The 8,194-nt window shown below is 30.5% G+C and carries 7 protein-coding genes; 3 read left to right on the top strand and 4 right to left on the bottom strand.

The window, feature by feature from the left end:
- The 3 genes from ACVC2P_RS16985 to ACVC2P_RS16975 form a co-directional block, all read right to left on the bottom strand.
- Positions 1–141 (bottom strand): tetrahydrofolate dehydrogenase/cyclohydrolase catalytic domain-containing protein (locus ACVC2P_RS16985; RefSeq protein ID WP_452599648.1); only part of this gene is annotated, 141 nt, incomplete at its 3' end.
- 133 nt (positions 142–274) lie between these two features.
- Positions 275–1,603, bottom strand: a complete 1,329-nt coding sequence (ffh, locus tag ACVC2P_RS16980) for a signal recognition particle protein (protein WP_452599647.1) — start codon at positions 1,601–1,603, stop codon at positions 275–277.
- 354 nt (positions 1,604–1,957) lie between these two features.
- A complete protein-coding gene (locus ACVC2P_RS16975) occupies positions 1,958–3,688 on the bottom strand; it encodes a hypothetical protein (protein WP_452599646.1) in 1,731 nt (576 codons plus the stop codon).
- Between the two features lie 143 nt (positions 3,689–3,831).
- On the opposite strand from ACVC2P_RS16975, the gene ACVC2P_RS16970 reads away from it, so the two are divergent.
- The 3 genes from ACVC2P_RS16970 (at position 3,832) to ACVC2P_RS16960 (ending at position 7,617) form a co-directional block, all read left to right on the top strand.
- Positions 3,832–4,347 carry an RNA polymerase sigma factor gene (locus ACVC2P_RS16970; protein WP_452599645.1) on the top strand — a complete coding sequence of 172 codons (516 nt, stop codon included), beginning with the start codon at positions 3,832–3,834 and terminating at the stop codon, positions 4,345–4,347.
- 68 nt (positions 4,348–4,415) lie between these two features.
- The gene (locus tag ACVC2P_RS16965) at positions 4,416–5,312 is read left to right on the top strand and encodes a FecR family protein (protein WP_452599644.1); all 897 of its coding nucleotides are present in this window, start codon (positions 4,416–4,418) and stop codon (positions 5,310–5,312) included.
- Complete coding sequence (locus ACVC2P_RS16960) at positions 5,305–7,617, top strand: TonB-dependent receptor plug domain-containing protein (RefSeq protein ID WP_452599643.1); 2,313 nt, start codon at positions 5,305–5,307, stop codon at positions 7,615–7,617. The genes ACVC2P_RS16965 and ACVC2P_RS16960 overlap by 8 nt, the downstream gene beginning before the upstream one ends.
- A 172-nt stretch (positions 7,618–7,789) precedes the next feature.
- Here ACVC2P_RS16960 and ACVC2P_RS16955 read toward each other — a convergent pair.
- On the bottom strand, positions 7,790–8,194 hold a 405-nt coding region (locus tag ACVC2P_RS16955; RefSeq protein WP_452599642.1), incomplete at its 5' end, for a dimethylarginine dimethylaminohydrolase family protein.

Genomic DNA, 8,194 nt, shown 5'->3' with positions numbered 1-8,194 from the left:
GGTTAGACTCGCTCCATCATTTCCAACAATAACTGCCGCTAAATGTGGTACTTTTTCCCCATTAGCTTTCATTTTTTTTACCTCATTGGCTATTTCGTCTTTAATGTCGTTGCTTACTTTCTTTCCGTCTAGTAGTGTCATGTTTAGTAATGTTGTAATTATAATATAATAGATATAAAATTGTTGTGCAGAGCGTTCTTATTAGTATCTATTTATTTTTGCCACCTGCACGCGACATGGCTAATTTATTTTATAAATAAAAAAACACGAGGGATTACCTCATGTTTTTCATTGCTTGCATCATACGTTTTCCGCCACCGCCTTGCATCATCTTCATCATCTTACTCATTTGGTTAAACTGTTTAAGTAATTGATTTACTTGAGTTACAGATGTCCCTGAGCCTTTTCCTATTCTCTTTTTACGGCTTGCATTAATTATAGCTGGGTTTGTTCGTTCTTTAATAGTCATAGAATGTATAATGGCTTCTATATGTTTAAAAGCATCATCGTCTATATCTATATCTTTCATCATTTTACCAGCTCCAGGGATCATTCCAACAAGGTCTTTCATGTTTCCCATTTTCTTTATTTGCTGAATTTGCTTTAAGAAATCATCAAAACCAAATTGGTTTTTTGCTATTTTCTTTTGCAGCTTACGCGCTTCAGCTTCATCAAATTGCTCTTGAGCTCTTTCTACTAAAGATACAACATCTCCCATTCCAAGAATACGATCTGCCATACGTGAAGGATAAAATACATCTATCGCTTCCATTTTTTCTCCTGTACCTATAAACTTAATTGGTTTATTTACTACAGATTTAATAGAAATTGCTGCTCCACCTCGTGTATCTCCATCTAATTTTGTTAAAATAACACCATCAAAATTCAGTACATCGTTAAAGGCTTTTGCTGTATTTACGGCATCTTGCCCTGTCATAGAGTCCACAACAAAAAGTGTTTCTTGTGGTTCTATAGCTTTATGGATATTAGAGATTTCGGTCATCATCGCCTCATCTACAGCTAAACGTCCTGCGGTATCTATAATAACCACATTGTGTCCATTTTCTTTTGCATGTGCTATACCTGCTTGTGCTATAGCCACAGGATCGTTATTTCCTCTATCGCTATATACATCTACTTTAATTTGCTCACCAACAACATGTAATTGGTCTATGGCAGCAGGACGGTAAACATCACACGCAACTAATAATGGTTTCTTTGTTTTTTTATTTTTTAAGTAGTTTGCTAATTTACCAGAAAATGTTGTTTTACCAGACCCCTGTAAACCAGACATTAAGATAATACTTGGTTTAGCAGATAAATTAACGCCTGCTGCATCCCCACCCATTAATTCGGTTAATTCGTCTTTAACGATTTTAACCATTAATTGGCCAGGCTGTAAAGTTGTTAGTACGTTTTCTCCAATTGCTTTTTCTTTTACTTTTTTAGTAAACTCTTTAGCAATTTTAAAGTTAACATCGGCATCTAATAACGCACGACGTACTTCTTTTAAAGTTTCGGCAACATTTACCTCTGTAATGCTACCATGCCCTTTTAATACGTGTAACGCTTTATCTAACTTTTCACTTAAATTATTAAACATAGTTTTCTTTACTTTTTAAGAATTGCAAAAGTAAATAAATATTTTGTTTTTTTCTTTACTTAACCATGCGTTTTAACAACATATACCACATAAATTATGACTTTGTAAAAAAACTAAAGCCTTTATTTAGAATTTGTTAATTTAATCTTTTTTTAAAATGCTTTTACACAACTTTGTTCTATAAAAAAAGAGTTACTTTGGGGGTAACTCTTTTTAACTTAACTACTATAAAAAACTAATATTGGGAATTATTAGTGTATTGTAAACTAAATCTATTACGATTTATTGTTTTATTTCTATAAAATACTAATATAAGCATTTCCACTATATTAAAAGTATTTCATTATTTATATTTTAGTTACATGTCTGCTCTAAAACCATTGTGTTAGAGTCTTTTGTCATTTCTAACCTATCTTCTGCACATTCTATTACTAACCAATTTCCTGTTATGGCTTGTATGTTGGCTCCATTAACTCCTGTAAACTCAACCCAAACTCCTGCTGAGGTCACTGATGTAGACCACATTGCTGTTATAGTTTGCCCATCCCCGTTAATAACCAGTGTACCATCATCATTAAAATCAAGTGCAAAAATAATTAAATCATCGCTATTATTATAATTTACAACGTTCCAAATGCAAGTTTGTAAATAATCGTCTACAGCTAACTCATCACAGGTAGTTGTACAGTTTTCTACAATCAATTCTATTTCAAACACTTCAAAAGAAGTATTGGTATTAGATATTACCTCTACTCTTGCATAAATTGTTTGATATGATACAATTGTATTAGTGTAAATTGTTGGATTTGGTATTGCATTTGTTTCGCTTTGTGCATCTGCAAGTGTTTCATAATACATTACATTATGTATCGCTGGTACTATGCAATTACTAAATGCTTCTGTTAGATTAAATTCTGCAACGCCATCACCATCAACATCGCATTCTGCTATTGTTGCATTGAAACTTGAAAAACACTCAAACGGATTAGTATTCGTTTCGCAATCTCTCTCCATTATAATTTCTATGGTTCCTGCTCCAGTTTCATTTTCTAATTCAAATCTATCTATTTGGCACTCTTCTACTACCCAGCTTCCTGCTATATCTTGAAATGAAGTTTCTAAGTCTACTGTAACTGTATTATTATTTTCTGAAACTGACCATGTCCCGTCGTGAATTACAACGCCATTTGACGTAATAGTAAATTCATAATTTGCATTAAAATCTATATTATAATTTACAAAAACATCATCTCCGTTATAGGATACAATATTCCATATACATTCTTTTAAAGCTAATTCTACAAATTCTTCTGTACAAGCATCATCGTCGTCATCATTCCAATCGTTATCGTCATCTTCATCGCAGGTGTTTTCTGCGGCTTCAATTACTTGTTGTAATTCTTGATTGTTATTAACTTCAACTATTGAGCCATCATTTAATATTAAAGTAATAGGAAAGTTTAAACTTGCTAAAACAGAGCCGTCTAGGTTTTCAATAAAACTATATAAGGCTTCATCATTTTCTATAGTAACTGTTTCTATTACTTCAAAACCAGTATTATATAAAGAGAGGGTTACTGGGTATTGAAAATCTATACATTCTATATCATCATCTTCTTCATTTTCGCCTGCACACTCTTCAATAAACTCTACTAGTTCATCATTATTATTAATTTCAATTTCTGAATAATCACTTAAAATTATAGTTATAGGGAATATAATTTCTAAAGTGTCTTCATCTGTTCCAAACTCATCAAAAATAGCTTCAATAACATCATAATCTGCTTCAGAGTCTATTATTATTTCTACTCCATTTACAGAAACCGTTACTGGTAATTCTATGGCTAAACAACTAGCGTTGTCTATAATATTATCCACAGAGCCATCCATGGATACTGTTTTTTGCATTAAGTTTGCTAAATTAGAATTAGGAACAATTATTTCTTGTTGATCTGGCCCAGTTATTTCGGTTACTTCATCTTGACAGGAAGTAAACAATAAAATAACAATTAAGAAAACCAGTACAATAGAGAGTGGCAAAAAAGGACGATTCCTTAATTTTTTTATCTTAAAAATTGGCTTCATACTGTAGGGTTTAATAACAATTATTTTTCTTTTTCATAGAAACTTTTCTTGTTTCTGTAAATTAAACAACTGGATAAAAAAAACTCCTACCTTGACTATTTAAAAAAATTGTTCCTTCTTTGTAATACCTTATTGCTGTATGTATGATAAAAAAAATACACAATACTATTTGTGACGAAGTAAGATTTAATGCCTTCTTTAAAAAGTATTCTAAAGATTTACATGACTTTCTGTATTATAAATTTGGTAACCATTTAAACCCAAAAGATAAAGTACAGGAAGCATTTATTAAGCTTTGGGAAAACTGTGCTAAAGTACAACCCGAAAAAGCAAAGAGTTATTTATTTACTATTGGTAATAATTTAATGCTGAATGAAGTTAAACACCAAAAAGTAAAATTAAAATATAGCGAAAAACCTCAAAAGCACCATACTAATGAGACTCCTGAGTTTTTAATGGAAGAAAACGAGTATTTAAATAAATTACAAACTGCTATTTCTAATTTAACAGAGGCACAACGTACTGCTTTTTTACTCAATAGAGTTGAAGGTAAAAAACATAAAGAGATTGCTTTGCTTTTAGATATTAGCACAAAAGCCGTTGAAAAACGTATTTATGGCGCTTTAAAAAAGTTACGAGAAGATATAAAAGAGCTTTAAAATAAATTATAAAACCTTTTATAGTAGGAGTTTTTTATGTTGAGTTGTTATAATGTTGAATACAGATTATGAATACAAAAGATTTAATACGAAAATGGCTAGACAATGAGTTAAGTCCTGAAGAATTTCAAGCATTTAAAAAGCTTGACGATTATAAGGAGTTAATGGCATTAGATAATGGCATAAAACAGTTTAAAGCTGATAGCTTTAATACTGATATAGAACTAGAACGCTTAACTAATACATTAAAAAGCAAGTCTAAAAAACAGACAAATTGGTTAAAGCCTCTACTTCGTGTTGCGGCAATATTAGCTATTTGCTTTGGCTCATATTATTATACAACTACTTTAGATACTACTGTAGAAACCTTAACTGCCCAAAAAGATACTGTTACATTACCAGACGCATCATCTGTAACGATCAATGCTGCCTCTTCTATTGTTTTTAACAAGCATAATTGGAAAGACAACAGAGCTGTTTCTCTTAAAGGCGAAGGCTATTTTAAAGTTGCCAAAGGCTCTAAATTTAAAGTAAATACTTCTGCTGGCACAGTAACTGTTCTTGGAACTCAATTTAATATAAAACAACGTGCTAATTATTTTGAAGTTATTTGTTATGAAGGTTCTGTAAAAGTAGAACACAACTTAAAATCTGTTATACTAAAACCTGGGGATAGCTTTTTAGTTATTGGTAATAACTATATAAGTAGAACATCTATTACGCGTACTACACCATCGTGGATAAATAACGAAAGTCGTTTTACTAGTATGCCTTTTAAAACTGTTATTTCTGAATTTGAAAGACAATATAATGTTACTTTTAATGTTAATACTATTAATGAGGAACAGTTGTTTACTGGAAGTTTTACGCATAATGATATTGACTTAGCTTTAAAAGCAATAACACTTCCTCTTAATATAACGTACGTTAAAAAAGATAGTACGATAATACTAAAGAGTGAATAAAAAAAGTACGCTTTTACTTTTAATTTTAGCGTTTGTTTTTAGTTTTTCGAATGTGTTTTCGCAAGAAACTAAAACCGAAAAGCGACCGCTTATTCCTATTTTAAAAATCTTAGAACATAATTATAACATTAGTTTTTCTTATGCAGATGCTACTGTAAGGGATAAAACAACAAGCACTATTATTGGTAAAGCTGTAAGTCTTGAAGAAGCCTTATTACTTATAGAAAAAGAAACTGGCCTTAAGTTTAAAGTATTAAATGATCGTTTTATAGCCATTACTTCTCCTAAAGTAAATGTTTTAAATGTACAAGAGCTAGACGAGGTAAGTATTTCCAACTTCTTAACCTCTGGAATTTCTAAAACAGGATCTGGGACTATTAATATAAAACCAAAAGGTTTTGGTATATTACCGGGCTTAATTGAGCCAGATATACTTCAAACCATTCAGGCATTACCAGGAATACTAAGTAATAATGAAACAGTCTCCTCTTTAAATGTTAGAGGTGGTACCCATAACCAAAACCTAATTTTATGGGATGGTATAAAAATGTATCAATCTGGGCATTTTTTTGGCTTAATCTCTGGTTTTAGCCCTTACCTTACTAAAAATGTATTAGTAGCTAAAAATGGTACAAGCGCTGCTTATGGAGATGGTATTTCTAGTACTATAAATATTCAATTAGATGATGTTATTAATTCCAACTTTAGTAGTGGTCTTGGAGTTAATCTTCTCTACGCTGATGGTTTTGCAAAAATTCCATTAAATAATAATTTAGAAATACAAGCATCTCTACGCCATTCTGTTACTGGGCTTAAAACACCCACTTATGATCAATTTTTTGATCGTATTCTGCAAAATTCTGATATTTCGGATGGCCAGACCAATCCTAATAAAACGATTTCTATAAATAACACTTTCTATTTCTACGACTTTGGTATTAAAATTTTACATGATATTTCTAAAAAAGATAAGCTACGTTTTAATTTTATTACTATGTTTAACACGCTAGACTATCTTGAAAAAGATAACACTACGGTTACCGAAAATATTTCAAATAGTGGCATCTCTCAATCTAATTTGGCAGCAGGTTTATCTTATAACAGACAGTGGAGTGAACGTTTATCTACTAATATTCATTTTTACTCTTCTAATTATAAATTAAATGCAACAGATTTTGATGTAACCAACAACCAACGCTTAATTCAACAGAATGAAGTTTTAGATACTGGCATAAAAGTTCAGGCTGATTATATTTTAAGTGATAATTTAAAATGGACTAATGGATACCAATTTACAGAGGTTGGTATAACAAATTTTCTAGATGTTAATACACCCGCTTTTACTAGTAATATAAAAGAGGTATTAAGAACACATTCTGAATATAGTGAGATTTCATTTCTGTCTAACAATAAAAAAACTGTACTCAGAGCTGGTATTAGGAGTAATTATTTTGATAAATTTAATAAATTGATATTAGAGCCTAGGTTAAGTTTTACACAACAGCTATTTAAACATCTAAAAATTGAAGTTTTAGGCGAGTATAAAAACCAAGCAACTTCTCAACGTGTAAATAGACAAAACGATTTTTTAGGAATAGATGAACGCCGATGGGTTTTAGCAAATAACACAACAATACCTATTATACAAAGTAAACAAGCATCTATTGGTTTGCACTATGATAAAAATAAATTATTTATAAGTGCAGAGGCTTTTTATAAAAATGTAGATGGCATTAAAACCAGAAGTCAAGGGTTTCAAAACCAATATCAATTTGTTAATGCTATTGGTAGTTACCGTGTAAAGGGTATTGATTTTTTAATTAATAAACGCTATACTAACACTAGTGCTTGGTTAAGTTATTCTTTAAGTAAAAACGACTATACTTTTAGCACTTTAAATAATGGCATCTCTTTTCCTAATAATTTAGATATTAGGCATACTGTTACTTTTGCTAGTACCTACTCTATTAATGATTTAAAATTCGCATTAGGTGTTAATTGGCGTTCTGGTAAAGCTATAACAAAACCTGTAAAAGGTAATGAGGTTTTTGATGGTTCTATTAATTACGATTCTCCTAATAGTAGTAATTTAAGTGATTATTTTAGAACTGATTTTTCTACTACTTATGACTTTGATTTATCTAGAAAAACAAAAGCAAAACTTGGGTTATCTATTTGGAATGTACTTAACAGAAATAATAGTTTAAATACATATTACATTTTAGAAGATGATGATAGTGTTACCGAAGTTGAAACTAAATCTCTAGGTATAACTCCTAATCTTAGTTTTAGGGTTAATTTTTAAAAAGCTAATCTTTTATAAAAAGCCCCTATTAAAATGTAAAAAACTCGATAAATAAAAATCTATCGAGTTCTACATACTCTTTCTTCAATCCGTGGATTACTATTTACCTATGAATTATGTACTGCTTTAATTAAAATAATTACTATAAACTTAATTCTGTTAGTAGAGTTAACTAGTCTCTTATTAAAGGCATAGTACTACAGCGTAGTAGTCCTTCTTGCTTTGCAATTTCTGCATAAGGTACTTCTTCTACAATAAAGCCCTTTTCTCGCAACCAAGTGTTTAGTCGTGTAAAGTTTTGTTCGGAAATAACAACATTTTCAGAAATAGAGAAAATATTACTGTTCATGTTATACATTTCATCTTTTGTAATTTCAAAGATATTCTCTTTTCCAAAATATTCTACTAACCATTCATACTCGCGTTCTACCAAAAAGCCATTTTTATGTAGTATGGCTTTATTAGTCCCTATAGGTTGAAAACAACAATCTAAATGTAGTGCATTTTCTTTGGGATCTGTATTATGTTTTCTTAATTCGAAAGCCTTAACTGTTTTATTAGGAAAATGCTCTTGTAG

The sequence above is a fragment of the Pontimicrobium sp. MEBiC01747 genome, from assembly GCF_053601635.1.
This window is presented reverse-complemented; position numbering and strand designations above follow the sequence as displayed.